This is a genomic window from Hyphobacterium lacteum (assembly GCF_036330345.1).
Taxonomy (GTDB): Bacteria; Pseudomonadota; Alphaproteobacteria; order Caulobacterales; family Maricaulaceae; genus Hyphobacterium; species Hyphobacterium lacteum.
On sequence record NZ_JAZDRP010000001.1, the window covers coordinates 13,400 to 39,451 of the forward strand.

Here is a 26,052-nt window from a genome sequence, read left to right on the forward strand (position 1 = left end):
AGAACATGAATCGATTTCTTACCTGGCGACTGACGCTGACCGGTGCTCCGGCGCTGAGGCAGATGCCGGATCAAGTCGGCTATTCAGGATGTTGCACGCGGCGGCGGAATTAATTTCAGACCGCCTGCCTCCAAATCACGTTAGCGTGGCGACTGACAGATTGAACGGCCGGTAAGGGCCGGGTCGATTGGAGGACAACAAGATGGAATTCACGGAACTTTTTTCCCGCTTCTGGTGGCTGCTTTTCCCGCTGATCTTCTTTATCTCGGCGGGCTGGAACAGCTTCATGAGCTATAAGCGGACCAAGGCGAAGGTCGAGCTTCTCAAGACCTATGCCCAGTCCGGCAACACCCCGCCGCCCGAACTGATCGCTGCGCTCGACAAGGATGAGCAACACAGCCGTCACGGCACGTCCGGCGGCGACGCCGATGACATGGCGGCCTGGACGCCCTTCCTCGTGGTTCTGTTTGCCGGCCTTTCCGCCGTCTTTGCCTTTGTCGGCTACCAGGAATGGCTGGGCGATGCGAATTCGATGTATTTCGTCGCCATGATCCTTGGCGTTCTGGCGATCGCTTTCCTGTTCAGCAGCCTGTTTGGCGGACGCCGCCGGAAATAGTTCCTGATGCCGCTGAGCGATGCCGACCTCGTCGCCGCAGCGCGGCGCGGGCGCGATGCGGCCTTCGGGCAGCTCGCCGTCCGTCACAGCCCGGCCCTGCGGAGTTTTCTCCGCGGGGTCTGCCGTGATCACGCACTGGCCGATGACATGGCGCAGGAAACACTGATCAAGGCCTGGCGGAATCTTGCCAGCCTTGAAAATCCGGATGTCTTCCGGAGCTGGTTATTCGGGATTGGCTGGCGGCTCGTATCGCAGCATCGCCGCGCGGCGGGCCGGCGTTTGCAGCGCGAGCAGGACTGGTCGGATGTACAAGGCCAGCAACGCTCCGAGGGCATATCACAGCAGGAAAGCCTCGCACTTGAAGCCGCCATGCACGCGCTGACACCGGATCAACGCGCCTGCATTTCCCTTTGCCTGGCGGGCGGATGGTCACATGGCGAGGCTGCCGAAGTGCTGGACATGCCGGTCGGAACCATCAAATCTCATATCAAGCGTGGGCGGGCGAAACTTCTGGCCGCGCTGGGAGGTGAAGCATGAGCCCGAATGAAAAGCTGACCTCATTCCTGATGGCAGATCAGGCCCCCGCCTTTGATCCGGGCTTCATTGCCGGGCTGGAAGAACGCATGGCACGGGATCGCCTGCTTTCGCGCTTGTGGCAGCTTGCAGTGCTGGCGATTGCCATAGGTGCCGTTTGCTTCGGACTGGCGATGGCCTCGGGGCCGCAAGTGCTGGCCACGGCGTTTTCAGGTATGGATGGCGTGATCGAAACGCCCGGCCTTCTGCTGGCGGCCATTATCGTTGCAGCGGGCGTATATCTGCCCCGGATCTTGCCTCGCGCGCTGATACGATAGTCGCGAACAAAAATCCTCATCCTTCGGCTTGCCTGCCCGCGCGAAAGCGGGGAACCGGAGGACCTCGCCAAGCCCGCAAGACTCGTCTTAACCTGCAGCTCAACTAGCGGGGGCGCTCATGATTTTCCTGATTATCGGTCTGGTTCTGTTTATCGGCATCCACTCGATCCGGCTGATACCGGGCGGCCGCAATGCCATGATTTCCGGCTTCGGGCCGGGTGGTTTCAAAGTGCTGTATTCCCTGATCTCGCTGGTCGGCTTCGGCCTGATCATCTACGGAAAGATCGAGGCCCACCCTACGGACAGCCTCTATTATCCGCCGGAATGGGGGCGAACACTGGCCCTGTTTGCGGTGCCGGCGGCCCTGATCCTGATTGTGGCGGCCTATACGCCCAGCCATATCCGCCGCTTCGTCCAGCATCCCATGCTGCTGGCGGTCGTGTTGTGGTCTGGCGCCCACCTGATGGCCAATGGCGAGCGGGCGGCCGTCTATCTGTTCGGTGCCTTCTTTGTCTGGTCAGTGCTGACCCTGATCGCCGCCTTCATCCGGGGGGATCATCCGCCCAAGCCGCCAGAGGGCTGGGGAGGGGATGTTGTTGCCATCGTGATCGGCGCCCTGTTTGCGGCTCTTCTGGCGCGTTTCCACCTTTACCTGTTCGGCGTCGGCATCATCGGATAGGGTTTGCATCCAATTTCGTGTGTCGCTGCATCTTAAGTCCGGAAGCGCCAATGGAGGCGCATTCGAGACACGAAAGGAAATGATATGGGACCCGATGTTCTTGCTCCCCTTACTGTATTTGGATCGGTCGTACTGATCGTCTGGATTGTTTATCATCACGGTTCCAAGAACCGCCGTGAAGTTCTTGAAACTGTCAGGCAGGCCGCCCAGAGCGGCACGCAGCTCACGCCGGATGTTATTCGAGCACTGGGCATGCCTCAGAAGAAAAAAGGCGGTGATATCCGCGCAGGAATCATTCTGCTGGCCGTAGCAGCGGCCTTTCTTGCCCTCGGTTTGGCTATCTCGGGTGCTGAAAGCGACCCTGAAGTGATCTGGATTATGGCAGGCGTGGCCGCCTTCCCTGGCTTTGTTGGCGCAGCATTGGTCCTGATGGGCGTGTTGTTCCGCGACAAATCGGAAAACGCCTGACGTAACGGCTGGACAGGAGGACGATTGTGTCTCGAGGTGCTTCGGACGAGGAATTGATTGCGCTGGTTGTCGCCGCCAGGGATGGCGCGGCCTTCGGCGAACTCGTCCGCCGGCACCAGGGAGTTGTGCGGGGGCTGATGCAGCGTATGTGCAGTAATCACGCCCTCGCCGACGACCTGGCACAGGAAGCCTTCATCAAGGCCTTTAACAAGATCGGCAGCTTTACCGGCAAGGGTTCTTTCCGCGCCTGGCTCTGCCGCATCGCCTACAACGAGTTTCTGATGTCCGCGCGCAAGCGCAAGGCAACGGAGAAAGCCATGGAACGCTTCAAGCACGATGTCGACGATGTCGAAGCCCCGCGGGACATGGGATCTGTGGTCGATCTGGACCGTGGATTGAAAACACTGAAGGAAGACGAGCGGGTTTGCGTCACCCTGTGTTATGCTGGAGGCATGTCTCACGCCGAGGCAGCCGAAGCGACCGGAATGCCGCTGGGAACCGTGAAGTCACACGTAAACCGGGGACGGGAAAAGCTGAAAGCCTGGTTTGAGGCCGAGGAGGCCATGGCGTCATGACCATGAATGATCCATTCGAAGACCGTTTGCGGGCTGCCTTTGCGGCCGCCCAGCCGGCCGATGACGATGCAGAGGATTTCGTCAAGAAGGTGCAGGGACGATTGGCGCGTCCGGACCGGCGCCGTGCGCTCGTATTGGGCGGTGCCGGGTCCACAGGGTCAGCCGTCGCCGGAACCCAGCTGGAAGGGTTCTTCTCCAATCCTGATCTCTTGCCGACAGATGGCATTATGGGACAGGTCTTCACCTACACCTCGCCGGAAATGCTGGCGGCGGGTGTGCTCGCCCTGATGATTGCGGGATTTGCTGTTGTGGTGCCGAAGAATCTCTATGCCGGCTAGCGGATAGCGATCTATCGCTGCGCTGCAACATGCGCTAGAGAAGCGGCTATGTCCGCTCAGAACAAGATCAAACGTATCGGTGTCCCGGAAATTCGCGCCCGCAAGGGTGGCGAGCCGCTGGTTTGCCTGACGGCCTATGATGCGCCGATGGCGCGGCTTCTCGATCCGCATTGCGACATCCTGCTGGTCGGCGACAGTCTGGGCATGGTGGTCCACGGGCTGGACTCCACCATTGGCGTCACCCTCGACATGATGATCCTCCACGGCAAGGCGGTGATGCGCGCTGCGAAGCAGGCGCTGGTGGTCATTGATCTGCCCTTCGGCAGCTATGAGAAATCCCCGCAGCAGGCGTTTGAAAGCGCGTCGCGCGCCCTGGCTGAAACCGGCGCCCAGGCAGTGAAAATCGAAAGCGGCGTCTATGCTGCCGAGACCATCCGCTTTCTCACCGAGCGCGGCATCCCGGTCATGGGCCATGTCGGCCTGCGTCCGCAGGCAGCACTCAATGAGGGCGGGTTCAAGGCCAAGGGCCGTGATGACGCCGAACGCGAGCGTGTTTTCCGCGAAGCCAGAGAAGCCGATGCCGCTGGCGCTTTCGCCATCGTCATCGAGGGCGTGGCCGAGGAAATCGCCCGTCAGATCACCGCAGAGATTGCCGCGCCAACGATCGGCATTGGCGCTTCAGCCGCCTGTGACGGGCAGATTCTGGTCACGCAGGACATGCTGGGCCTGTTTGACTGGACGCCGAAATTCGTCCGCCGATACGCCCAATTGTCCGGCGTCGTGGAGGATGCGGTGAAGGCCTATGGCGCCGATGTGAAATCCCGCGCCTTTCCGGCGGCTGCGGAAACCTATTCCTTCAAGCCGAAGAACGGCTAAGCGCGGTTGCCGCTGCGGTTTCACGCGGCTAGTGTCCGGCTCCGATTGACCAGAGAATTCAGGACGTTTTCCCGTGGCCGATATCTTCCACGAAGTTGAAGAAGAGCTCCGCAAGGACAAGTATAACGAGCTGTTGCGCAGCTGGGGGCCCTGGGCGCTGGGCGCCGCCGTGGCCATTGTGCTGGGCGCTGCAGGCTGGCAGGGCTGGGAATATCTCGAGCGCCAGTCGCGCTGGGAAGAGTCCGATCGCTATTTTGCGGCCCTCGATCTGATCGCAGATGACCAGCTGCTGGAAGCCGATCTCGAGCTGCAACGCCTTACCGAGGAAGGCTCGCCCGGCTATGCCGGCCTGGCGCTGATGCAGCGCGGCGAATTGCTGCTCCAGTCCGGTGACAATGAAAGCGCCGGCTACATGTTCGAGCAGGCCGCCGAGGCGTTCACCTTTCAGGCCTTCGCCGATCTGGCCCGCGTGAAAGCCGCCATGGCGCTGTTTGATATCCTGTCGATCGACGATCTCCAGAACCGGCTTGGCGAAACCATGCAGCCCGAGCGGCCATACCGCCTCCTGGCCATGGAAGTCATTGCTGCCAAGGCCTTCGCGATTGGCGATTATGCCCGCGCGGAAAGCGAGTATGACGCCATCGCCAACGATCTTGATGCGCTGACCCTGCCGGTCGCGCAACGGGCCCAGATCGCGCTCGACCTGATCCGCCGGATCCGGGCGACCGAAGGCGACACTGCCGAAATGCCCGCTGAAGAGAGCGCTGCCGAAACGTCATCCGGCGCCGGGGACGCGCCAGCCGAAGCCGGCGACGAGCCCATGCAGTTCAATTTGAACATGGGCGATGCCGCTGACGAGGACGCCGCAAATGGCCTCAATGTGGATTCGCCGGCCCTGCCAGATGCAGCCGGCTTGCTGAACACCGAAACCGAAGACGACGGACAGGACTGACCGCATGACATTCAATTACTCAGCCCGCCTGATCCTGCTGGCCGCCATGCTTGGCCTCGCCGGATGCTCGTCGGTCTCGGATACCGCTGCGACCCTGAACCCGTTCCGGGCACAGGAAACCGACGACCCGAATGCACCGGCCATTGATGATCGCGTCTCGATCCTGTCTTTCGAGCAAAGCCTGCAGGCTGACCCGGATGCCGCCTCGCAACCGGTGGACCTGCCGACGGCTTACGTCAATTCGATCTGGGCACAGCCTGACGGTTATCCAACGCACGCGATGCAACACACGCAGGCCAGCGGTAATCTGGATATCCTGTTCCGCCGCAGCTATGGCGCGGGCTCTGACCGCTCCAGCCGCATCAATACGCGCCCGATCTATGCCGATGGCCGCATCTATGTGATGGATGCCGAAGCGCGGGTGTATGCGCTTGATCCGGAAACCGGCTCGGAGATCTGGGAGCGCCGCATCCAGTCGGACAGCCGTAATGACCGGATCGGTTTCGGCGGCGGTCTGGCCTATGATAATGGCCGCCTTTTCGTGCATACGGGCCGCCGCTTCATGGCCGCTCTGGATGCTACCAATGGCAGCGAGATCTGGCGCGCTTCCTCGCTGACCCCTTTCCATTCCGGCCCGACTGCAGTGAATGGCACGGTGTTCGTTTCCACGGATGATAACGAGCTCTATGCCATCGACCAGGCCAGCGGCGATGTGATCTGGAACCACCAGGGCATTTCCGAGCCGGCCCGTCTGATCACCGCTCCGAGTGCGGCGGTCTTTGGTGAAACCGTTGTCGCACCCTATGCCTCCGGCGAGCTGACGGCCCTGCGTATCCAGAACGGCAACCCGATCTGGAACGACGCGCTGACCCGTTCCGGCGGCCTGACGCCGATCTCTGCCATTAATGATGTGGCCGGCAGCCCGGTGATCGTGGACGACCATGTCTATGCGATGAGCCATTCCGGTATTCTGGCGGCCTATGACCTTCGGACGGGCGAGCGCAACTGGACCCAGCCCGCCGGGGGGCTTCATGCCCCATGGGTCGCGGGCAATTTCCTTTTCCTGGTTACCACGGATGGCGAAGTCGTCTGCGTCCAGCGCGACGATGGCACCATTCGCTGGATACGCCAGCTGGCGACCTATCAACGCGCGGAAAGCCGCCGCGAGCGTATCGCCTGGGCTGGTCCGGTTCTGGCCGGTGGCCGCCTCTTCCTTGCCTCCTCGGGTGGCGATGGCGTTGTTCTGGATGCCACGACAGGTGAGATCATTCGCGAGATGAACCTTCGGGACCCGGTCTATGTCGCGCCGATCATCGTGAACGAAACGATTTATATCGTGACCGATGAAGCGCGCCTGATCGCGCTGCGCTAACCGCCATGGCTGTCCCCACAATTGCGGTGGTGGGCCGCCCGAATGTCGGCAAATCGACTCTGTTCAACCGCCTGGCGGGCAAACCGCTGGCTATTGTCGATGACCGTCCCGGCGTGACCCGTGACCGGCGCGAGGCGAGGGGCCGCCTCGGCGATATCCCGCTGCGCATTATCGATACGGCCGGCTTTGACGATGCCGATGCCACCAGGCTAGGCACGGATATGCGCGCCCAGACCGATGCCGCCTTGCGCGAAGCCGATGTCTGCCTGTTTGTCATTGATGCCCGCGAAGGCATTACCGCACTGGATCAGGCCTTTGGCGATGTAATTCGCCGATCCGGCAAGCCCGTTATCCTGATTGCCAACAAGGCGGAAGGCCGCGCTGGCGTGGACGGCATCACCGAAAGCTATGCGCTGGGATTTGGCGAGCCGGTGGCGATTTCCGCTTCCCATGGCGAGGGCATGGGCGATCTGCACGCCCGTCTGACACAGGAATTGGGCGATTTCGACCGGCTGGATGATGATCGCGAGGACGAGCCACCGCTACGGATCGCCGTGATCGGCCGTCCCAATGCCGGCAAGTCCACCCTGATCAATGCGCTGATCGGCGAAGACCGTCTGATCACCGGACCGGAGGCGGGCGTGACCCGCGATGCCATTGCCGTTGACTGGCTATGGGATGGCCAGCGTGTGCGCCTGCACGACACGGCCGGCCTGCGCAAGAAAGGCAAGGTCAATGACCGGCTCGAACGGATGAGCGCGGCCGATACGCTGCGCGCCATCAAGTTCGCCGAAGTGGTCCTGCTGCTGGTGGATGCCGAGCACCCGTTCGAGAAACAGGATCTGACACTGGCGGATCTCGTTCTGCGGGAAGGACGCGCGCTGGTCATGGTGCTGGCGAAATGGGATCTCGTTCCCAACCGTCAGGCGGCTCTGAAAGAGCTGCAATACGAGTTCGAACGCCTGCTGCCGCAGGCCAAGGGGGCGCCGCTGGTGCCGGTTTCGGCGCTGAAGAACAAGGGTCTCGAGGACATCATGCCGGCGGTCACCCGCCTGCACCGCGACTGGTCAGCCAAGATCAAGACCCGCGACCTGAATGACTGGTTGCAGGAAATGGTCTCGCGTCACCCGCCGCCCGCTGTTCAGGGAAAGCGGATCAAGCCGCGTTATCTGTCGCAGACGAAATCCCGTCCGCCGACCTTCGTGTTGATGTGTTCGCGCGCTGCCGATTTGCCGGAAAGCTACAAGCGCTATCTGATCAACGGCATACGCGAGGCCTTCGACATGCCCGGCGTGCCGATCCGCCTGATTGTGAAGGGCGGCAAGAACCCTTACGCAAAGGGGTGAAATTGCGTGGTTCGAGGCTGGCCTGCGGCCAGCACCTCACCAAGAGGTAAGCAGATAGATCAAACACACCTCATCCTGAGGTGCGAGCGGAGCGAGCCTCGAAGGACGAGGTGATCACCCCTCGCTGGGAAAGTCGATCCATTCGCCATGGCGGGTCACGTCCGGGCCCACCAGGGACAGGATCAGCGGCACCAGCGCATCCGGTGGTGGCAGCGTATCCTGGTCCTCGCTCGGGAAGGCTTTCTTGCGCATGGCGGTACGCATCGGCCCCGGATTGATCAGATTGATCCGCAGCGCGTCCTTACCATGTTCGTCGGCCCATGACTTCACCAGCGCATCGAGTGCCGCCTTGCTGGCTGCATACGGCGCCCAGAAGGCGCGGCACGATTTGGCCGCACCCGAGGTCAGGAAGACAGCGCGTCCGGCATCGGATTTCAACAGCAGTGGTTCAAAGGCGCGGATCAAGCGGGCCGGCGCGATCACATTCACGCCCATAACCTCATTCCAGGTCCTGGCGCTGACCTGAGAGGCCGGCGTCAGCTCGCCGAGCTGTCCGGCAGCGGCGACCAGGATATCCAGCTTGCCCCAGCGCTCGCCGACGATTTCCGCCAGCTTCTCGATCCCTTCCGGGTCCATCTGATCCAGTGGCACCAGCGTACACTGGCCGCCCGCGGCCTTGATCTCGTCATCGAGGGCTTCCAGACCACCTTGTGTCCGGGCCGTGGCAATCACATGGGCGCCTTCGGCGGCCAGTGCTTTGGCAATGGCGCGGCCAATGCCGCGCGAAGCGCCGGTGACCAGCGCCAGCTTGTCCTTCAACATCAATTCACTCATGCATCGACCAGCAACGAGAGCTGGCGGTCCTTGTCGGAAGCGGCGCGCTCATGATCGAGCAGCCGGGTGGTGTATTCGCCAGTAAAATAATGGTCGGCGAGCTGCGGTGACGTGTCGTTCCGGGTTTCACCCAGAACCGCCTGGTAAAGCCCGTCGATCGATAGAAAGCCCAGCGAGTCAGCTTTCAGAGCCCGCGCCATTTCATCGGCCTCCAGGGTCGAGGCCATCAATTCTTCCCGGCTGGGCATGTCGATGCCATAGAAATCCGGAAATTTGATCGGCGGGCAGGCCGAGCGGAAATGCACCTCTGTTGCACCGGCATCACGCATCATGTCGACGATCTTGCGTGACGTGGTGCCGCGCACGATGGAATCGTCCACCAGCAGCACGCGCTTGCCCTTCACGACAGGCGGGTTGGCCGAGTGTTTGCGGCGCACGCCCAGATCGCGCTTGGCCTGCGTCGGCTGAATGAAGGTGCGACCGACATAGTGGCCACGGATAATGCCCATTTCGTAGGGAACGCCGGCAGCCTGCGCATAGCCGAGGGCAGCAGGAACACCGCTATCGGGCACCGGAATGACGACGTCGACATCTGCCGGTGCATCCTTGTAGAGCTGGGCGCCCATGCGCTTGCGCGCCTCATAGACACTGAGGCCGGCAATGACCGAATCCGGACGGGCGAAATAGATGTATTCGAAGGCGCAAGGGCGCGCCGGACGGACCGGTGCAAAGCGTTCCGAAACAATGCCGTCCGCACTCACAATGATGGCCTCGCCGGGCTCGATATCCCGGACATAGCTGGCGCCGATGACATCAAGGGCGCATGTCTCCGATGCCACAATCGTCGCCCCGTCCAGCGCGCCCAGCACCAGCGGACGGATGCCGAACGGATCGCGGGCCGCGATCAGCTTGCCATTGACGAGGGCAACGAGGGCAAAAGCTCCCTCGATCTGTTTTAGGGCCGACAGGAAACGCCGCGTCGAACTGGCGCGATTGGACCGTGCGGCGATCTGCAGGATCACTTCGGTATCGCTGGTCGACTGGAAAATGGCACCGGATGCCACCAGCTCGTCCCGCAGCGTGCGGGCATTCGTCAGGTTTCCATTGTGGGCAACGGCAATACCACCGCCACGGACATCGGCATAAAGCGGCTGGATATTGCGGATGACCGTTCCGCCCGAGGTCGAATAGCGCACATGACCGATGCCGATATTACCCGGCAGGCGCTTGTGGGTTTCACCATCGGCAAAGTGCTCGCCGACCAGGCCCATATGGCGCTCTGCGTAGATCCGCGAGCCGTCATGAGTGACGATGCCACAGCTTTCCTGTCCCCGGTGCTGCAGGGCGTGAAGGCCCAGAGCAATCAGCAGCGCCGAGTCCTCGGCGCCATAGCTGGCGAAGACACCGCATTCCTCCCTCAGATGATCCGACTCCGGATCATAGGGGAGCGGGGGAGCTGGGAATTTCATCCGTCGTCATCCTCGCTGGCATCGCCGATCAGATCGTCGAGCCGGTTGCGGTCCCGTTCATCATAGGACTCTTCGCTGCGCCGGTCGGGCGTTTCCGCCGGCGATATAGGATCAGTTTGGCCAATACGCGAATCCCCGGGTGCGAGAGATTGCAGCAGGCGGGCCGAAGTGTTCACCAGCGGATAGAGCTGGGCATTGGTCAATTGGCTGGGCGGCTGTCCGGCATTCGCCAGGCTGGCAATGATCAGGAAGAAGCCCAGCGCCAGCAGCGCCCGGACAATGCCGAAGAAAAAGCCAAGCGTCCGGTCAACGAAGCCGACATCATCACCGCGCTTCACATTGGCGCGCATCGGCGCAGTCAGAAAGCTGACCGCCATGAAAACGAGTGTGAAGACGATCCCCAGCGTCACCAGATTGGCGATCCAGCCGCCCGGCACAAAATCATCGGCCAGCGTTACGAAGAGTGGCCGGCTCCACAGCGCGGCGATGGCGGCCACGATAGCAGCGGTCATCGACAGGGCTTCACTGACAAATCCGCGGACCAGCGCGTGATAGGCGGAGGCTCCGATGAAAAGGAGAATGGCGCCATCAATCGGGGTCAGTCCGCCCATGGTCTAGTCCTCCAGCCGCCAGGCACTCAGCGTCGTCACCAGATCACCGATCCCGGACAGGCCGCGCACCGTGACGGGGGGTGATCCTTCTGTCGCTGACATCGGGGCCAAAGCCTGGGAAAAGCCCAGCTTGGCAGCTTCCTTGAGGCGGGTCTCGTTGCGGCCCACAGCTCGGATGTCTCCGGACAGGCTGATTTCGCCGAACACCACTGCGTCCGCCGGGATGGGCGCGTTAAGCGCAGAAGACACGATCGCTGCTGCCACTGCCAGATCCGCTGCCGGTTCACCGATTTTCAAGCCGCCTGCAACGTTCAAATAAACGTCACGGCCGCCAAAAGATAGCCCGCATCTGGCTTCGAGTACTGCCAGCACCATCGACATCCGCCCGGAATCCCAGCCGACCACAGTGCGGCGAGGCGTGCCGAGAGGCGAGGCCGCGACCAGTGCCTGGATCTCGGTCAGCACCGGACGCGTGCCCTCCATGCCCGCGAAAACCGCCGAACCGGGTGTCGGATCGCCGCGATCATTGAGGAAGAGGGCGGACGGGTTTTCAACCTCCCTCAGGCCGGCATCGCCCATCTCGAAAACACCGATCTCGTCGGTCGGGCCGAAGCGGTTCTTCACCGCGCGCAGGATACGGAATTGATGGCTGCGATCGCCCTCGAAATACAAGACGGCATCGACCATGTGCTCGACCACGCGTGGCCCGGCGATCTGACCGTCCTTGGTAACATGGCCGACAAGGATGACAGCACAGCCGGACTTCTTCGCAAACCGCACCAATTCCTGCGCACAGGCCCGCACCTGTGCCACCGTGCCGGGCGCCGCCGCAAGCTGGTCGGACCAGAGTGTCTGAACGGAATCGATAACGGCGATATCAGGCTTTTCCGACTTCAGCCCGTCGAGAATGTTTTCCAGCGAGGTTTCCGCGGCCAGCGCCACGGGCCGGTCCGACAGGCCCAGCCGCCGGGCGCGGCTGCGGACCTGGTCGATGGCTTCTTCGCCGGAGACATAGACGGACTTTGCGCCCGATCCGGCCAGCTGTGCCACGGCCTGCAAGAGCAGGGTGGATTTGCCGATGCCGGGGTCGCCTCCGACAAGAAGCGCAGAGCCGGGAACCAGCCCGCCGCCGCAGACACGGTCGAACTCGGCGACGCCGCTCTGATGGCGCGGCGGTTCATCGCCTTCGCCCTGCAGCGGCAGAAGTTCCAGCCCGCCACGGCGGCCGGCCTTGCGCGGCTTGGCCTGAGTGCCAAGAGGGGCCGAGGCGATTTCCTCGACCAGCGTGTTCCAGCTGCCGCAATCGGCGCACTGGCCAGCCCATTTGGCATGGACCGCCCCGCAGGACTGGCAAACAAACTGGCTGTCTCCACGCGCCATAAACGAATCACTTCACTGCTTGAACAATCAGTGTCCGGCGCAGGGCGTCCGGCTTCAAGGCGCTAATGCGCGATCCCTTCATAGCGGTCATCGCGGGTGAGGTCGGAGAACTTGGTGCGGGCGGCATCGAAGGCCAGATCGACCGTGCCGATCGGACCATGACGCTGCTTGCCGATAATGACTTCCGCGCGCCGTTCGATCTGACGGAATTCCTCTTCCCAGGCGAGGTATTCCGGCGTGCCTTCCTTCGGCTTCTCGCGTTCCTTGTAATAGCTTTCGCGGTAAACAAACATCACCACGTCGGCGTCCTGCTCGATCGAGCCGGATTCTCGCAGGTCAGACAGTTGCGGCTTCTTGTCCTCGCGCTGTTCGACCTGACGCGACAGCTGCGACAGGGCAATCACCGGGACCGACAATTCCTTGGCCAGCGCCTTCAGCGCCTGGGTCACCTCGGACACTTCCTGCACCCGGCCCTGGCTGGCCTTGTTCTCAGACGCCGTCACCAGCTGCAGATAGTCGACCACGATAACGTCCAGCCCGTGCAGGCGCTTCAGCCGGCGGGCCCGCGCGCAAAGCGCACCGATGGACAGGCCACCGGTATCGTCGATGTAAAGCGGCAGGCCCTGGATTTCGAGCACCGCATCGCGGATCTCTTCATACTGGGCCGGATCGATATCGCCGCGGCGGATCTGATAGCCGGGGATTCCGGTGTAATCCGCGATCAGGCGGGTCGCGAGCTGTTCGGCGCTCATTTCCAGCGAGAAGAAGCCGACCACGCCGCCCTGTTCGGTCTTTTTGGCGCCATCGGGCAGGGTGGAATACTGGTAAGCCCGCGCCACGGCGAAAGCGATATTGGTGGCCAGCGCTGTTTTGCCCATCGACGGACGGCCGGCGAGGATGATCAGATCGGACGGGTGAAGCCCGCCCAGTTTTTCATCCATCGCCCGGAGGCCCGATGACATTCCCGACAACCCGCCTTCGCGTTCATAGGCGGCGGCGGCCATTTCGACCGACTCAGACAGGGCATCCTTGAAGGAGACAAAACCGCGCTGATTGCCACCGGTCTCGGCCAGCTGGAACAGCTTGCGTTCGGCGCTCTCGATCAGGTTCCGCGCATGGGTCTCGGGCGTGGCCTCTGTCGCCTCGTGGGACAGTTCCGCCGAGACGCGGATCAGGGCACGCCGCAGGGCGAGATCATAGATCAGCTGGGCGTATTCAACGGCGGCAACCGAGTCGGATGCGCTCTCCAGCAGCAGTGCCAGATAGGCAGCGCCACCAATCTCCTTCAGCCCGCCATCGCGTTCGAAATCTGTTTTAAGAACAATGGCATCGGCCAGAGCGCCGCGCTGGATCCGGTCGGATGTGGCCTGGTAGATGCGGCCGTGAACCGGATCATAGAAATGCTCGGCCCGCAGCCAGTCACTGACACGGTGCAGCACCTCGTTATCGTACAGAAGCGCGCCCAGAAACGCCTGCTCCGCCTCGATATTGTGCGGGGCTGCGTCGGTGCCGGTCTCTTCCGGATGGGGGAGGTCATGCAGTGCCATGAGATGGTTCTTAACGAAGTCCTAATTTGCAGCAACAGGCGCTTTTCGGTTGACATTGAGCTTTTCGAATTCGCCCACAGAAAAATGCCGTTCTGTGGATAACTCGAGTCGCCGGACAAGAAAAAAGGCGGACCGTTTCCGGCCCGCCTTTGATCCTTGGAAGGAGGAAAGGGCTTACGCCTTGTCTTCCTCTTCGCCGGCTTCGGCTTCGGCCGCGGCCTCGGCTTCGATCTCGGCATTTTCTTCGGCCGCGATCAGATCTTCCGGCTCGGCACCGGCTTCAAACAGCTCGGCTGCCTGGGCTTCGGCAATAGCGCGATCTTCGTCGGCCTGGGCCGCGATCACGTCTTCACCGGCAGCCTGACGCTCGGCTTCATCTTCGGAGCGAGCAACATTGATCGACACCGTGATGGTGACTTCCGGGTGAAGCTTGATTTCAACCTCGTGCAGACCCAGCGTCTTGATAGGGTCGTGCAGGACCACCATTGAGCGGGCGACCTTCAGAGTGTCGGTCGAAACGGCATCGGCAATGTCGCGCGTGGTGACAGAACCGTACAAGTGTCCGGTTTCACCAGCTTGACGGATCATGATGAAGGTTTCGCCATCAACGCCGTCAGCCGATTTGGCGGCTTCGTCGCGACGTTCCGCATTACGCTTTTCCAGCGCTTCGCGTTGCGCTTCGAAACGCTTGCGGTTGGCTTCGGTTGCACGCAGAGCCTTTTCCTGCGGCAGCAGGAAATTACGGGCATAGCCCGGCTTTACGGTGACTTCCTCACCCATGGCGCCCAGATTGTCGACGCGTTCAAGAAGAATGACTTGCATCTTGAGGTCCTCCTTAATCGACCGCGTAGGGCAGGATAGCCAGCTGGCGGGCGCGCTTGATGGCGCGGGCCAGTTCACGCTGCTTCTTGGCAGACACAGCGGTGATGCGGGCCGGGACGATCTTGCCTTTTTCCGACATGTAGCGCTGCAGCAGCTTGGGATCCTTGTAATCGATCTTCGGGCCATTCTCGCCAGAGAACGGGCACACTTTCCGGCGGCGCTGGAACGGGCGGCGGGCCGGGATGTTCGAGATATTCAGATCAGACATGTTTGTGTCTCCCTCGTCCTAGCGATTGTCCCGGCGGCGCCGGTCATCTTTTTTGGACAGGATGGCGGACTGGTTCTCGGTGTGCTCTTCAACACGAACCGTCATGTAGCGGATGATGTCGTCAGACAGGCGCTGACGGCGATCCAGCTCTTCCAGGGTTCCGGCCGGCGCGTCAATGTCCAGCAGGCCATAATGGCCCTTGCGGTGCTTGTGGACGCGGTAGGCGAGATTGCGAAGGCCCCAATACTCGGTCTTGCCGACCTTGCCGCCTTTGGATTCGACAAGGGTTTTGATCTCTTCGGTCAGAGATTCAACTTGCGCCGGCGAAATGTCCGGGCGCGCAATGAAGACATGCTCGTAAAGAGCCATGTTGGTACTCCCTTCTCTCATGGGTGCGGCGCCGATCAACCGAAGGGTCGGGATGATCCGCGGTGGCTCCTTTTCCCATGCGCCCTGTGCGCACGTTACAAGCGGGAGAAAGGACCGCATCCGTTCGAAGCGGCGGCTCTTACAGGAAAGGCCTGGAGGTGGCAAGTGGGGCAGGGCTATTCGCTGCCATCCGTTCGGGTGTGAACGATCCTGGCGATTTCGATCAGATCGTCATCGACCCGCCGATAGATGATCTTGTGCTCGCCCGAGAGAAAATACCGGCAATCGATCCCGCGAAAAACGACGCGGATGCCCATGCCCGGAAACCAGGCCAGCTGGTCACAGGTCTCGATGAGGTGATCGATGTAAACTGCCGTCTGTCGCACACCCCAGTTCTGGCGTGTGTATTCGGCAATCTGACGCACATCGTCCAGCGTCAGTTCGGAAAAGCGGAAGGCTTTCAATCCTCGGCGACCCGGTTCACCAACTCGTTCTTCAGCTGCATCAGTGCTGTGCGGCCATCGACAGTCTTGCCGGCATCCAGCTGGTCAAATCCTTCCTGAATCGCCGCGCTGATTTCCGGGTCCTGGACCAGTTTGTAGAATTCGAAGGCTTCGGCGGACATTGCGATAATAGCCCCCCGCCCGTGTTTTTCGATCCGCACCGGCCCGCGCTGGGCATCATCCAGCAATTGCCCGAACTTGTTCTTGGCTTCGGTCGCGGTGTAGGTCTTCATGGCTTTGTCCAGAATGGCTAATTCAGCTAAAATAGCTAAAACGGTCCGTATCGCAAATCACTCCGCTTCCGCCTCCTCGCACCAGCGCCCGGCGATATGAAACGTCCCGCCGCGTTCCTCGCAGCGTTTCATCGGGTCGGCCACGATCGCGATGCCCATCAGGATGGACCCGCCGACGACCAGGAACAGCACCACATAGAGAAAGCGTAAGGCAAGCGGCGGACGTTTGCGCATGGTCTTTGCCTCTTTCCGGTGAAGCACGGGTTATCCAGCTTGTCCTGACTGCGTCGAATTGTCATTCGAAATCAGAGCGATCCGCTCTGGCCAGGACGTTCTGCCGCTTTATGTATCTGGACGGGCGTTGCGATTCAGCCAACAAGGCCATAACCGGCAGCGGGCCCTAGGGGGAGACGGCCATGCCCTACACGATACGGTATCTGCCCGAACACAACGTCTTCGAGATGCGCACGCATGGCGAGATGAAGATCGAAGAGATCGCCGCCTATTCCCCCGACTGCATGTCACGTCCGGAATGGAATGAGGACTGCCAGATTCTGGGCATTGCGGGCGTTGAAGCCGATTTCAGCGGCTTCACGCTGGAGGGTTACAGGACGGTCCTTATCCCCGCCATGAAGGCTGCCCGCTCAGGCAAGTATGCCGACTTGAAGGAAGCCATTCTGGTCGAGAAAGACCTCGATGTCGGCATTATCAAACTGTTTGAAATGCTGGCCACCGATGTGCCCAGCCTCAACACACGTGTGTTCCGCAGCCGCAATGAAGCGCTGGACTGGCTGACCTCTGACGATTGATTAAACGCGCTGCGCTGTTTATCCGTGCCCCTGATGTTGCGAGGGAGAAGCGCGGCCATGACACTGGCATTCGTATTTCCGGGACAGGGATCCCAGGCCGTCGGAATGGGTACGGAGCTGGCGGGAGCCTTTCCGGCCGCCCAGGCCGTACTCGACGAGGTCGATGAGGCGTTGGGCCAGAAATTGTCCCATCTGATGGCGGACGGTCCGATCGAGGATTTGACCCTGACGGAAAACGCCCAGCCGGCCATCATGGCAGCCTCACTCGCCGTGATGCGGGTGCTGGAAACCCAGTACGGCATTGATGTGTCCGCCGCGAAATTCGTCGCCGGTCACTCGCTCGGTGAGTATTCCGCGCTGGCCGCTGCCGGATCATTGTCGATCACCGATGCAGCGAAGCTGCTGAAACTGCGCGGCCAGTCCATGCAGGCGGCCGTGCCGGTCGGCGAGGGGGCGATGGCGGCCCTGATCGGCGCCGATATCGAGACCGCTCAGGCGGCCGCTGATGCCGGGGCGAAGCACGGCGTCTGCCAGTTCGCCAATGACAATGCGCCCGGTCAGATCGTGATCTCCGGCGCCAGGGCTGCCGTTGATGCGGCCATTGAATTTGCCAAGGAACAGGGCGTAAAGCGCGCCATGCCATTACCCGTCTCCGCGCCTTTCCATTGTTCCCTGATGCAGCCCGCCGCCGACGCCATGGCCGAAGCGCTGGCAGCCGCCACCATCAACGCTCCGAAAGTGCCGGTGGTGGTCAATGTCCGCGCCCGTCCGGAAAGCGATCCCGATACGATCCGCAGCCTGCTGGTCGAGCAGGTCACCGGCCGCGTGCGCTGGCGCGAAAGCGTTGAATGGATGGCCGGCGAGGGCGGTATAACCGAATTTGCTGAGGCCAGCGGCAAGGTCCTCTCCGGCATGCTGCGTCGCACCGCGCCGGATGCCACCGGCACGCCGCTCATCACTCCGGAAAATCTCGACGCCTTCGCGTCGTCTCTGAAAGGATAATTCCCATGTTCTCACTGGATGGAAAAACCGCACTGGTTACCGGCGCTACCGGCGGCATTGGTGGCTCGATCGCCCGCGCGCTGCATGCCCAGGGCGCAACAGTCACCATTTCCGGCACGCGTCAGGAAAAGCTGGACGAGCTGAAAGCCGAGCTGGGCGAGCGTGTTCATGCCATCGCCTGCAATCTGTCTGACGGAGAGGCGGTCGATGCCCTGCCGAAACAGGCCGCCGAAGCGATGGACGGGCTGGATATCCTGGTCGCCAATGCCGGCATCACCAAGGATGGCCTTCTGATGCGCATGAAGGACGAGGACTGGGAGCAGGTCCTGAAGATCAATCTGGAAAGCTATTTCCGCCTGTCACGCGCAGCCCTGCGCGGCATGATGAAGGCGCGCCATGGCCGTATCATCGGCATCACCTCGGTGGTCGGCGTGATGGGCAATCCGGGTCAGGCGAATTACTGCGCCTCGAAGGCCGGCATGATCGGCTTTACCAAATCCCTCGCTCAGGAAGTGGCTGCCCGCGGCGTCACCGCCAATTGCGTGGCGCCGGGCTTTATCGCCTCGCCGATGACCGATGCTCTGAATGATGAGCAGCGCGCCGCCATCATGGCGAAGATCCCGGCCAATGATCTCGGCAGCGGCGATGACATTGCGGCCGCCGTGGCATATCTGGCCAGCAACGAGGCCCGCTACGTGACGGGGCAGACCCTTCACGTTAATGGCGGCATGGCGATGATCTAAAAGACACATTCACAAGCGGCACCGGCTGGCCAATCTCAAAAGAGCGTGCTAGGTGCCGATTTCCGGTCATGGAGGGGCCGAAGCGCATGTCATAAGCGCTTCACGAATAGTCCAGCCCCGCATAAGGTTTTGCGAGAGTTTGCAGAAGGGAATCGCTTATGTCCGACGTTCTTGCCCGCGTTACAAAAATCGTTGTCGAGCATCTCGACGTTGAAGAAGACAAGGTCACCGAGAAGGCCTCCTTCATTGACGATCTCGGCGCTGACTCGCTCGACAATGTCGAGCTGGTCATGGCGTTCGAGGAAGAGTTCGACATCGAGATCCCGGACGATGCCGCCGAGCACATCCAGACGGTTGGCGACGCTGTGAAGTTCATCAGCGAGAAAGCCGGCTAAGCACGGTTTGTGATGCGCCGCGTTGTCGTTACCGGACTGGGCATCGTATCGCCGCTGGGATGCGGTGTGGAGCCTGTCTGGAAACGGCTGATATCCGGTGCATCGGGCGTCAGGCCCATCGAGCATTTTGATGCCAGTGATCTGGGAAGCCGGATCGCTGGCATTATTCCAAGGAAGGACGGCCGGGGGGGCGGAGCGGATGACCCGCACGCTTTCGATCCCGACACCGTCATGCCGCCGCGCGAACAAAAGCGCATCGACGAATTCATCCTTTATGGAATTGCTGCCGCCGACGAGGCGCTCGCGGATTCCGGCTGGAAAGCCGAAACCGAAGAGCAGGCCGAACGCGCCGGTGTTCTGATCGGATCCGGCACGGGCGGCCTCAACACCATTTACGAGACCTCGATCCTGCTGAAGGAAAAGGGTCCGCGCCGCGTTTCTCCCTTTGTCATCCCCGGCATCATCATCAATCTGATTTCCGGTCAGGTTTCGATCCGTCACGGATTGAAGGGGCCGAACCATGCTGTGGTCACGGCGTGCTCGACCGGCGCGCATGCCATTGGTGATGCCGCCCGAATGATCAGATATGGCGATGCCGACATGATGGTGGCCGGCGGTGCCGAAGCCGCCATTGGCCGCCTCGGCGTTGCCAGCTTCGTCGCTGCGCGGGCCATGTCCAGTGGCTTCAATGATCGGCCGGAAAAGGCTTCGCGCCCGTATGACAGGGACCGTGATGGTTTCGTCATGGGCGAGGGGGCCGGTGTCCTGGTGCTCGAGGAATTTGAAAGCGCCAGGGCGCGCGGTGCGAAGATCTATGCCGAAGTGGCGGGCTATGGCCTGTCGGGTGATGCTTTCCACATCACCGCACCGGCCGAGGATGGCAATGGCGGCTACCGCTCCATGAAGGCGGCGCTGAAAGATGCCGGCATGGAGCCTTCGGACATCGATTACGTGAATGCCCATGGCACGTCGACGCCCAAGGGCGACGAGATCGAACTGAAAGCCGTCGAGCGCCTGTTTGGCGATCACGCAGGCAATATCGTCATGTCTTCGACCAAATCCTCTGTCGGGCACCTGCTGGGGGCGGCCGGAGCCGTGGAGGCGATCTTTTCGATCCTTGCCATGCGTGACGGGATCTGCCCACCAACGCTCAATCTCGACAATCCGTCCGTCGAAACGCCGATCAATCTCGCTCCACACAAGGCTGTGGAGCGGCCTGTCCGGGCGGCCCTGTCAAATTCCTTCGGCTTTGGCGGCACCAATGCCACTGTCATCTTCCGCGCCGTGGATTAACGTGCGCTCATGAGTGAAACGCGTTCCGAGAAAAAGAGTTCCGGCCTGATCGGCAAGCTGCTTGTCTGGGCCCTGATCCTGTTGCTGGGCGGTGCTTTGCTGCTGGCGGGTGGCGCGTTTCTGGCCTGGAACTGGATGCAGGGTGAAGTGGCCGAGCCCGGTCCCGCCGCCGAGGAAACCATCGTCACCTTGCCGCGCGGCTCCGGCCTGATCGCGATCGCCAACCGGCTGGAAGAGGCGGGTGTCATCGAGGATGCCCAGCTCTTCCGGATCTGGGTGACAATCGATGGCGGCGACCGGGATTTGCGGGCCGGCGAATATGCCATTCCGGCAGGGGCCAGCCTGCAGGACATTTATGACCAGTTGCGATCCGGCGATACGATCCAGTATTTCGTCACTGCTCCGGAAGGCCGCACCAGCGCCCAGATCGTGCGCATCCTGAACGAAAACCCGGTCCTGACCGGCGAGATCACTGAAGTGCCGGCCGAAGGCACGCTGCTGCCGGAAACCTACAGCTTCCATCGCGGTGATACGCGTCAGCATATTCTCGACCGCATGCGGGAGGATCAGCAGGCCTTGCTTGACCAGCTCTGGCCCGACCGGGCGGATGATCTGCCCTTCGATACGCCGGAAGAGGCGATCATTCTGGCATCTATCGTTGAAAAGGAAACCGGCGTGGCGTCCGAGCGTCCGCTGGTCGCCTCGGTGTTCGTCAACCGCCTGCGCCGCGGCATGATGCTGGAGAGCGATCCGACGATTATCTACGGCATCACCGGTGGCGAGCCTCTGGGCCGCGGTATCCGCCGCTCGGAACTGGATAATGACCAGAACCCCTACAACACCTATTTTATCGATGGTCTGACACCGACGCCGATTGCCAATCCGGGCCGCGACGCAATCGCGGCGGTCCTGAATCCGCCGGATACCGGCTATCTTTTCTTCGTGGCGGACGGCACGGGCGGCCATGCCTTTGCCGAGACCTATCGCGAACATCAGCGGAATGTGGCTAACTGGCGCCGTATCGAGCGGGAACGGCGATAATGGCAGCCTTATCCGGAATGACGGGATTCGCCCGGGCAGTGGCCACGCATGGCGGTTGCACGATTACCTGGGAAATCAAGAGCGTAAACGGCAAGGGGCTGGAGGTCCGCTTCCGAACGCCTCCGGGCTTCGACGCACTGGAGCTGGCGGCCCGTGATCGCGCCAAGACGGCCTTCGCACGCGGCTCCCTTCAGGCAGGGCTGACCATCACACGCGAAGCCAGCGAAGCCGGTATCGTGATCGACAGTGACAAACTTCAGGCCCTGATTGACGCCAGCCGTCCCTTTGTCGAGCGCGGAGAGGCCAGTCCGCCCGCCTTTGATGGCTTGCTGGCGATCCGGGGTGTTCTGAAGGGCGAGGATGACTGCGCCGATGACGATCGCGAAGGTCTGGAAAAAGCGGTTCTTGTAACCTTCGACGAGGCATTGAGCGCGCTGAAATCGGCGCGCCGCGAAGAAGGCGCTGCGCTGTCCGGCATTCTGTCCACCGTGCTGGATGAGATCACCGCATTGCGCGATCAGGCCGCCGATGTGGCCGCTGCGCGCCCGGAGGCGATGCGCGACAAGTTTGCTGCCAAATTGGCCGATCTGCTTGATGGTGATTTGCCCGAAGACCGGCTCGCTCAGGAGGCCGCCATCCTGGCGGTCAAGGCGGATATCCGCGAAGAACTGGACCGGCTGACCGCTCATATCGACAGCGCCCGCATCCTGCTGGACGGAGGATCGCCGGTTGGCCGCAAGCTGGATTTCCTGTCGCAGGAGTTCAATCGCGAGGTCAACACGCTATGCTCCAAGTCCGGCGATTCGGAGCTGACCCGTATCGGGTTGGCGCTGAAGGCGTCCGTGGACCAGTTCCGGGAGCAGATCCAGAATGTCGAATGACCGCCCCAAGGCTCCCCGTCACAGGGGCGGACGCAGAGGCATGATGCTGGTCCTGTCCAGCCCTTCAGGGGCTGGCAAGACAACGCTCTCGAAGCGATTGATCATGCATCATCCCGATGTGGTCCTGTCGGTCTCCTCGACAACCCGTGCGCCGCGTCCGGGTGAGGTGGATGGGCAGGATTATTTTTTCGTTGACCACGCCGAATTTGAGCGCCAGATCGCTGCGAACGAGTTCTTCGAGCATGCCAAGGTGTTCGATCAGTATTACGGCACGCCCAAGTCGCCGGTCGAGGAAGCTCTGGCCGATGGCCGCGACGTCGTGTTCGACATCGATTGGCAGGGCGCTCAGCAGCTGGCCGAACAGGCGCCGCGTGATGTCGTCCGCATCTTCATCCTGCCGCCATCCATGAAGCTGCTGGAAGATCGGCTGCGCAAGCGCGGACAGGACAGTGAAGACGTCATCAACGGGCGCATGGAACGCTCCGAGGATGAGGTTTCGCACTGGGAAGAATACGATTATGTCATCGTCAATGAGGACTTTTCCGGCGCGCTGGACGAGCTTGAACAGATCCTGAGGGCCGAGCGCCTGAAACGCCAGCGCCGGCCCTGGCTGCGCCGCTTTGTCGACGAGCTGATGAACGAGCGGCGCTAGCCCTTCGCTGCCCGCCAGGCCTCGGCCAGTCTGAAAAAGCCGTTCGGATCAATGGTCTCCGCCCGTGCGCCCGGATCAATGCCGGCGGTTTCCAGCAGGCTCTCGGAGGACGTACCGGCTTTTCCGGCGGCAATGCCGAGGCTCTTGCGCAGCGTCTTGCGCCGTTGTCCGAATGCGCTCTCGGTGACGATTTCCAGCGCTTCTAGATCGGCAAAGCGTTTATCTTCCGGCAGCGGATCGAGAACCACAACGGCGCTGTCGACTTTTGGGGGCGGGGTAAAGGCCCGGGCCGGGGCTTTCAGCGCGAGGCGGGCTGAGGCCACGGCTGCGGTCAGGATGGCCAGCCGTCCATAGGCCTTCGATCCGACAGGGGCGACCACGCGGTCGGCAACTTCTTTCTGGAACATCAACACCATGCGCCGCCAGTAGAGCGGGTTGGCCTTGAGCCATTTGATGAGAAGGGGCGTACCGACATTGTAGGGCAGATTGGACGCGATCACTGCCGGGCCATCGCCGATCAGCGCCGCCTCATCGGCTTTCAGCGCATCCCCCTCAACAATCTCGAAGGGGGTCTCATAGGCTTCACCCGTCTGCTCGAGAACCGGGATGAAGCGCGCATCCATTTCGATAACGACCATTTTTTGCGGACCCAGCGCCAGCAGGGGGCGTGTCAGCCCGCCCGGACCCGGGCCAACTTCGATCAGCGCCGCATCGGAGACATCGCCGCACAGGCTGGCAATCTTCGCTGTCAGGTTCAGATCAAGCAGGAAGTGCTGCCCAAATCCCTTGTCCGCCCGCAGACCGTGCTCGGCGATCATGTCACGAAGGGGCGGCAGATCATTCATTGGCTGCGTCGTTCGGCCATGCCGGACGCCATCCGGATTGCAGCGATCAGGCTGTCGGCGCGCGCCCGGCCCTGACCGGCAATCGCGAAGCCGGTGCCATGGTCCGGCGAGGTGCGGATCACGGGCAAGCCCAGCGTGACATTCACGCCGCCCCAGAAATCCAGCGCCTTGAACGGGATCAGGCCCTGATCATGATAGAGACAGATGGCGGCGTCATAGCCGGCGCGGGCCTCTTCGTGGAACAGGGCATCGGGCGAGACCGGCCCGGAAACGTTCAGCCCCTCGGCCTGCAGGCGCTGAATGGCCGGAGCGATGATCTCGATCTCCTCCTGGCCCAGAGCGCCGTTTTCACCGGCATGCGGGTTGAGCCCGGCGACCGTAAGGCGTGGCGCTGCAATGCCGAAATCCCGCGCAAGCGCCTGCGCCGTGACTCTGGCCGTATGCAGGATTTTCGCTTCGCTTAGCCCGTCAATGGCCGTCCGTAAGGGTTCATGGATCGACACCAGTGAAACCCGTAGCTTGTCTCCCGCCAGCATCATCACCGGTCCGCGATCGCCAGCAACAGGCAAATTCTGCGTCAGCATGGCCAGATACTCGGTATGGCCGGGATGCCTGAAGCCGGCCTCGTAAAGCACGGACTTGGCGATCGGATTGGTGACGATCCCTGATGTCAGGCCTGATGCGGTCAGATCAACGGCCTGTTCGATCGACGACAGGATGGCCGCCGCATTGGCGCCGTCCGGAGTGCCAGGCCTGCAAGCGGATGCCAGCAAGACCGGAAGAACAGGCAGTTTTTCGTCAAAGACGGCAAACGCCTCGGCAGGCGTCCCGACAGCCTGCGCCCCATCGCCATAAAGTGCCGGATCGCCAATCACCAGAAAGGGCTGATTTTGATTTCGCAGGGCCTGCCATGCGGCGAGCGTGATTTCCGGTCCGACACCAGCCGGATCGCCCATCGTCACCGCAAGCGGTGCGGTCATTACCGGATCTCGATCGTGGAATCGCGGCGAAGGTCACGCAGCCAGCGGCGCGACAGCATGGACAGCTGCTGATTGCGCAATTGGCGCTCAATGTCTTCGCGAGTCGGAACGCCGGGACCCCCGATGGAACGGTCGCAGACAAAATAGACCTGGCGCCCGGCCGGCGTCTCGATGGCCCCGGTGTTCTCACCCGGTCCAAGCGAAGACAAGCGCTCGGCGATTTCCGGCAGCAGCGCATTCAACGAAATCTGGCCCAGCCGCGAAGAGAAGGCTCCTTCCACAGCGCTGATACCACTGTCGATTCCATCACAGGAATTGATACGCGAAATGGCCCGGTCGAAAGCGGCCACGGAGGCGTCATTCACGCGGCTGGCGGGCAGGGTCGCCTGGACAAGGTCATACTGGATGGACGCGGAGCTTTCGCGCTGGTCGATCAGGGCAATGATCATCAGACCGCCCGGCACGCGGAACGGACGTGACAGTTGTCCCGGTTCGAGCGCGCGCGCTACCTGGGCCACTTCCGGCCGCATCTGGCCTTCCAGCAGCCAGCCAACCTCACCGCCATTCGCCGCGGACGGCGCATCGGAGAATTGCTGGGCAACGGCCTGGAATGGCGCGCCCTGCGTCAGCTGGGTCATGACAGCGACCGTGCGCTGTTGGGCTTCTGCTTCGCTGGAGGACACCGGAATTTCAATGAAGATCTCGGCGAGGCGATACTGTGGCTGCGAGGCGGAAGCAGCAACGCGTTCCAGCGTGGCCTCGATCTGCTGGTTCGAGATCCGGATCCGGTTGTTGTAGCGGCCGCCGACAATGATCTGCCAGGCAATTTCGGCTTCCAGCTGGCGGCGCAAGGTGATGATATCGACACCGGATGCTGCGAGCTCGGCTGCAATCTGGTCCGGATCGGCATTGTTCTGGACAGCGATATTGGCAATCGCCGCATCAATTTCAGCCGGATCGACCTGGATTTCATATTCCAGCGCTTCCTGGATCTGCAGCGTCTCGTCGATCAGCGAACGCAGGGCTTCCTGCTGGATGCGGACCAGCGCTTCTTCAGTCGGCTGGATGCCCGATGACACGATGATAAGGCGCATCCGGTTGCGGACGTCGACCGTGGTGATCGGATAATCATTCACCAGGGCGGCAATGCCTTCGACCTGCTGGGCGTGCGCGTGGCTGCCCCAGAAAGCGGTCATCAGCAGGGCAAGAAATGCGGTAAGGCTGCGTTTCATCGTAAAGCCAATAAGTCTCTGTTCGGAGCCGAAAATACCCATACGAGCGTCATAAGCAACGCTCTGGAAC

Annotated in this window: 33 protein-coding genes; 19 read left to right on the forward strand and 14 right to left on the reverse strand. The window is 61.7% G+C overall.

Translation table 11 applies throughout. The features are described 5' to 3' along the window. Positions 1-202: 202 nt before the first annotated feature. From V0U79_RS00070 to der, 11 genes are all read left to right on the forward strand, one after another. Entirely contained in the window at positions 203-616 is a 414-nt protein-coding gene (locus tag V0U79_RS00070) for a hypothetical protein (protein WP_330197413.1), read from the forward strand. Positions 617-622: 6 nt separating this feature from the next. Further along, a complete protein-coding gene (locus V0U79_RS00075; RefSeq protein WP_330197414.1) occupies positions 623-1,153 on the forward strand; it encodes an RNA polymerase sigma factor in 531 nt (176 codons plus the stop codon). Next, positions 1,150-1,467: a hypothetical protein gene (locus tag V0U79_RS00080; protein WP_330197415.1), complete on the forward strand. Its 318-nt coding sequence runs from the start codon at positions 1,150-1,152 to the stop codon at positions 1,465-1,467. The genes V0U79_RS00075 and V0U79_RS00080 overlap by 4 nt, the downstream gene beginning before the upstream one ends. A gap of 118 nt (positions 1,468-1,585) precedes the next feature. Beyond that, complete coding sequence (locus tag V0U79_RS00085) at positions 1,586-2,146, forward strand: NnrU family protein (protein WP_330197416.1); 561 nt, start codon at positions 1,586-1,588, stop codon at positions 2,144-2,146. A gap of 84 nt (positions 2,147-2,230) precedes the next feature. Next, positions 2,231-2,614 carry a DUF6249 domain-containing protein gene (locus tag V0U79_RS00090; RefSeq protein WP_330197417.1) on the forward strand — a complete coding sequence of 128 codons (384 nt, stop codon included), beginning with the start codon at positions 2,231-2,233 and terminating at the stop codon, positions 2,612-2,614. A 26-nt stretch (positions 2,615-2,640) separates the two neighbouring features. After that, the gene (locus tag V0U79_RS00095; protein ID WP_330197418.1) at positions 2,641-3,189 is read left to right on the forward strand and encodes an RNA polymerase sigma factor; all 549 of its coding nucleotides are present in this window, start codon (positions 2,641-2,643) and stop codon (positions 3,187-3,189) included. Beyond that, positions 3,186-3,527 carry a hypothetical protein gene (locus tag V0U79_RS00100; protein ID WP_330197419.1) on the forward strand — a complete coding sequence of 114 codons (342 nt, stop codon included), beginning with the start codon at positions 3,186-3,188 and terminating at the stop codon, positions 3,525-3,527. Before V0U79_RS00095 ends, V0U79_RS00100 begins: the two co-directional genes overlap by 4 nt. Positions 3,528-3,575: 48 nt before the next feature. Continuing rightward, positions 3,576-4,403 carry a 3-methyl-2-oxobutanoate hydroxymethyltransferase gene (gene panB / locus V0U79_RS00105; RefSeq protein WP_330197420.1) on the forward strand — a complete coding sequence of 276 codons (828 nt, stop codon included), beginning with the start codon at positions 3,576-3,578 and terminating at the stop codon, positions 4,401-4,403. Positions 4,404-4,476: 73 nt separating this feature from the next. Then, the gene (locus V0U79_RS00110) at positions 4,477-5,355 is read left to right on the forward strand and encodes a tetratricopeptide repeat protein (RefSeq protein WP_330197421.1); all 879 of its coding nucleotides are present in this window, start codon (positions 4,477-4,479) and stop codon (positions 5,353-5,355) included. A 4-nt stretch (positions 5,356-5,359) separates the two neighbouring features. Then, positions 5,360-6,727: an outer membrane protein assembly factor BamB family protein gene (locus tag V0U79_RS00115; protein WP_330197422.1), complete on the forward strand. Its 1,368-nt coding sequence runs from the start codon at positions 5,360-5,362 to the stop codon at positions 6,725-6,727. 5 nt (positions 6,728-6,732) lie between these two features. Further along, complete coding sequence (gene der, locus V0U79_RS00120; protein ID WP_330197423.1) at positions 6,733-8,073, forward strand: ribosome biogenesis GTPase Der; 1,341 nt, start codon at positions 6,733-6,735, stop codon at positions 8,071-8,073. A 114-nt stretch (positions 8,074-8,187) separates the two neighbouring features. Here the strand turns inward: der and V0U79_RS00125 are convergent, their stop codons facing one another. The 11 genes from V0U79_RS00125 to V0U79_RS00175 form a co-directional block, all read right to left on the reverse strand. Continuing rightward, entirely contained in the window at positions 8,188-8,907 is a 720-nt protein-coding gene (locus V0U79_RS00125) for an SDR family NAD(P)-dependent oxidoreductase (protein ID WP_330197424.1), read from the reverse strand. Then, entirely contained in the window at positions 8,904-10,376 is a 1,473-nt protein-coding gene (gene purF, locus V0U79_RS00130; RefSeq protein ID WP_330197425.1) for an amidophosphoribosyltransferase, read from the reverse strand. The genes V0U79_RS00125 and purF overlap by 4 nt, the downstream gene beginning before the upstream one ends. After that, positions 10,373-10,987, reverse strand: a complete 615-nt coding sequence (locus tag V0U79_RS00135; protein ID WP_330197426.1) for a CvpA family protein — start codon at positions 10,985-10,987, stop codon at positions 10,373-10,375. The genes purF and V0U79_RS00135 overlap by 4 nt, the downstream gene beginning before the upstream one ends. A gap of 3 nt (positions 10,988-10,990) precedes the next feature. Further along, complete coding sequence (gene radA, locus V0U79_RS00140; protein ID WP_330197427.1) at positions 10,991-12,367, reverse strand: DNA repair protein RadA; 1,377 nt, start codon at positions 12,365-12,367, stop codon at positions 10,991-10,993. 62 nt (positions 12,368-12,429) lie between these two features. Beyond that, positions 12,430-13,914: a replicative DNA helicase gene (locus V0U79_RS00145; protein WP_330197428.1), complete on the reverse strand. Its 1,485-nt coding sequence runs from the start codon at positions 13,912-13,914 to the stop codon at positions 12,430-12,432. Between the two features lie 174 nt (positions 13,915-14,088). After that, positions 14,089-14,736 (reverse strand): 50S ribosomal protein L9, encoded by a 648-nt coding sequence (gene rplI / locus V0U79_RS00150; protein ID WP_330197429.1) that lies wholly within the window; start codon positions 14,734-14,736, stop codon positions 14,089-14,091. Between the two features lie 13 nt (positions 14,737-14,749). After that, complete coding sequence (rpsR, locus tag V0U79_RS00155) at positions 14,750-15,004, reverse strand: 30S ribosomal protein S18 (RefSeq protein ID WP_330197430.1); 255 nt, start codon at positions 15,002-15,004, stop codon at positions 14,750-14,752. 18 nt (positions 15,005-15,022) lie between these two features. Continuing rightward, the gene (gene rpsF, locus V0U79_RS00160) at positions 15,023-15,373 is read right to left on the reverse strand and encodes a 30S ribosomal protein S6 (protein ID WP_330197431.1); all 351 of its coding nucleotides are present in this window, start codon (positions 15,371-15,373) and stop codon (positions 15,023-15,025) included. Positions 15,374-15,549: 176 nt separating this feature from the next. Further along, positions 15,550-15,837, reverse strand: coding sequence for a type II toxin-antitoxin system RelE/ParE family toxin (locus tag V0U79_RS00165; protein ID WP_330197432.1), 288 nt, complete (start codon positions 15,835-15,837; stop codon positions 15,550-15,552). Then, positions 15,834-16,109, reverse strand: a complete 276-nt coding sequence (locus V0U79_RS00170) for a type II toxin-antitoxin system Phd/YefM family antitoxin (RefSeq protein WP_330197433.1) — start codon at positions 16,107-16,109, stop codon at positions 15,834-15,836. The genes V0U79_RS00165 and V0U79_RS00170 overlap by 4 nt, the downstream gene beginning before the upstream one ends. 57 nt (positions 16,110-16,166) lie before the next feature. Then, complete coding sequence (locus V0U79_RS00175; protein ID WP_330197434.1) at positions 16,167-16,343, reverse strand: hypothetical protein; 177 nt, start codon at positions 16,341-16,343, stop codon at positions 16,167-16,169. A 182-nt stretch (positions 16,344-16,525) separates the two neighbouring features. Between V0U79_RS00175 and V0U79_RS00180 the strand changes: the two genes are divergently transcribed. The 8 genes from V0U79_RS00180 to gmk all read left to right on the forward strand — a co-directional run bounded on the left by V0U79_RS00180 (position 16,526) and on the right by gmk (position 22,925). Next, positions 16,526-16,918: a hypothetical protein gene (locus V0U79_RS00180; protein WP_330197435.1), complete on the forward strand. Its 393-nt coding sequence runs from the start codon at positions 16,526-16,528 to the stop codon at positions 16,916-16,918. A gap of 57 nt (positions 16,919-16,975) precedes the next feature. After that, a complete protein-coding gene (gene fabD, locus V0U79_RS00185) occupies positions 16,976-17,920 on the forward strand; it encodes an ACP S-malonyltransferase (protein ID WP_330197436.1) in 945 nt (314 codons plus the stop codon). 5 nt (positions 17,921-17,925) lie between these two features. Further along, on the forward strand, positions 17,926-18,663 hold the full coding sequence (gene fabG / locus V0U79_RS00190; RefSeq protein WP_330197437.1) for a 3-oxoacyl-[acyl-carrier-protein] reductase: 738 nt from the start codon (positions 17,926-17,928) through the stop codon (positions 18,661-18,663). A 158-nt stretch (positions 18,664-18,821) separates the two neighbouring features. Further along, a complete protein-coding gene (locus V0U79_RS00195) occupies positions 18,822-19,058 on the forward strand; it encodes an acyl carrier protein (RefSeq protein ID WP_330197438.1) in 237 nt (78 codons plus the stop codon). 12 nt (positions 19,059-19,070) lie between these two features. Next, the gene (gene fabF / locus V0U79_RS00200; protein ID WP_330197439.1) at positions 19,071-20,351 is read left to right on the forward strand and encodes a beta-ketoacyl-ACP synthase II; all 1,281 of its coding nucleotides are present in this window, start codon (positions 19,071-19,073) and stop codon (positions 20,349-20,351) included. 9 nt (positions 20,352-20,360) lie between these two features. After that, positions 20,361-21,392: an endolytic transglycosylase MltG gene (mltG, locus tag V0U79_RS00205; protein WP_330197440.1), complete on the forward strand. Its 1,032-nt coding sequence runs from the start codon at positions 20,361-20,363 to the stop codon at positions 21,390-21,392. 17 nt (positions 21,393-21,409) lie between these two features. Beyond that, positions 21,410-22,273 (forward strand): YicC/YloC family endoribonuclease, encoded by an 864-nt coding sequence (locus V0U79_RS00210; protein ID WP_330197441.1) that lies wholly within the window; start codon positions 21,410-21,412, stop codon positions 22,271-22,273. After that, entirely contained in the window at positions 22,263-22,925 is a 663-nt protein-coding gene (gene gmk / locus V0U79_RS00215; protein ID WP_330197442.1) for a guanylate kinase, read from the forward strand. The genes V0U79_RS00210 and gmk overlap by 11 nt, the downstream gene beginning before the upstream one ends. Here the strand turns inward: gmk and rsmA are convergent. The 3 genes from rsmA to V0U79_RS00230 are packed head-to-tail and all read right to left on the reverse strand — an operon-like array spanning position 22,922 to position 25,982. Then, on the reverse strand, positions 22,922-23,770 hold the full coding sequence (gene rsmA / locus V0U79_RS00220; protein WP_330197443.1) for a 16S rRNA (adenine(1518)-N(6)/adenine(1519)-N(6))-dimethyltransferase RsmA: 849 nt from the start codon (positions 23,768-23,770) through the stop codon (positions 22,922-22,924). The two genes, gmk and rsmA, sit on opposite strands and share 4 nt — an antisense overlap. After that, positions 23,767-24,750 (reverse strand): 4-hydroxythreonine-4-phosphate dehydrogenase PdxA, encoded by a 984-nt coding sequence (gene pdxA, locus V0U79_RS00225; protein ID WP_330197444.1) that lies wholly within the window; start codon positions 24,748-24,750, stop codon positions 23,767-23,769. The genes rsmA and pdxA overlap by 4 nt, the downstream gene beginning before the upstream one ends. Continuing rightward, on the reverse strand, positions 24,750-25,982 hold the full coding sequence (locus tag V0U79_RS00230; protein WP_330197445.1) for a peptidylprolyl isomerase: 1,233 nt from the start codon (positions 25,980-25,982) through the stop codon (positions 24,750-24,752). Before V0U79_RS00230 ends, pdxA begins: the two co-directional genes overlap by 1 nt. Between the last annotated feature and the right edge of the window lie 70 nt (positions 25,983-26,052).